We start from the raw sequence: 919 nt of genomic DNA, 5'->3' as shown, positions 1-919 counted from the left end.
CCGTGGCCGGCCCTTTGCAAGAATCGGTTGCTATGTCGCGCTCCTTCGACATCCGCATCGAATCGCCCGCCAGCGTGGAACAAATCCACGCGGCGTTTGGGCGCGAGGACTACTGGCTGGCCCGCCTGAAAGCGAGCAACGCCCCCACCACGCTGGATTCGCTGGAAGTCGACGCCGACGGCACGGTGAGCATGCGGGCAACCCAACACGTATCCCGGCAGATAATGCCCGCGCTGATTGCCAAGGTCGTCCCCGGGGAGCTGAAGATCGTTCACAGCGAGACGTGGCGATCGATCGGTGATGGCGAAGTCCGCGGGCAGATCAACGTCGTGTCCTCCGGCGGTCTGGGGTCAGGGCGCGCGGACGCGGTCATGGCGCCCGCCGGAGACGGGGCTCGACTGCGCTTCGCCGTGGAGGTGGCGATGAGGATCCCGTTGGTGGGCCGCAAACTCGAGAAATCGATGCAAGCCGATCTGACCCAAAGCCTGCCAGCGTTGCAGCGCTTCACCACCACCTGGATCGCCGAGAACCCCTGACGCTCGGCCGGTCGTCGTCAGTCCGCCAAAGCCGCGGGTTCGACGGCGACCAATTCGGTGAGGCCGCTGATGGTGAGGATCGGCATCAGGATCGGGTGGGCGATCAGGTTGATGTGGTCGGCGTGGGAGAACAAGGCATTGATGGCGGCGCTGTCGAGGTACTCGACGCCGCTGAGGTCGACGGTGAGCGGACCACCGCTCGCGGCTTCTCCGCTGATGTTGGTGAGGGCCTGCACGAAGTCGTCGATGTTGCTCAGATCGATCTCCCCGGCCGCGACCAACATCAGCTCCCCGTCGGCGCGGCGCGCGGTGTCGAGGGAGAGCGACGTGGGCATCATGTGATCCTCGCGGATAGGTGAACCGTGGTTCCGGCGGCACCAGGA

At 65.6% G+C, this 919-nt stretch carries 2 protein-coding genes; one reads left to right on the top strand and one right to left on the bottom strand.

Annotated elements, in window-relative coordinates; genetic code table 11:
* Window positions 1–32 precede the first annotated feature (32 nt).
* Entirely contained in the window at window positions 33–536 is a 504-nt protein-coding gene (locus A5704_RS10015; protein WP_067748295.1) for a DUF2505 domain-containing protein, read from the top strand.
* A gap of 17 nt (window positions 537–553) precedes the next feature.
* Here A5704_RS10015 and A5704_RS10010 read toward each other — a convergent pair whose 3' ends face one another.
* The gene (locus tag A5704_RS10010; protein WP_067748303.1) at window positions 554–871 is read right to left on the bottom strand and encodes an STAS domain-containing protein; all 318 of its coding nucleotides are present in this window, start codon (window positions 869–871) and stop codon (window positions 554–556) included.
* Window positions 872–919: the final 48 nt, after the last annotated feature.

The sequence above is a fragment of the Mycobacterium sp. E735 genome, assembly GCF_001666955.1.
Taxonomy (GTDB): domain Bacteria; phylum Actinomycetota; class Actinomycetes; order Mycobacteriales; family Mycobacteriaceae; genus Mycobacterium.
The sequence above is the reverse complement of the archived record's forward strand: the minus strand, read 5'-3'. Positions and strand labels throughout refer to the sequence as shown.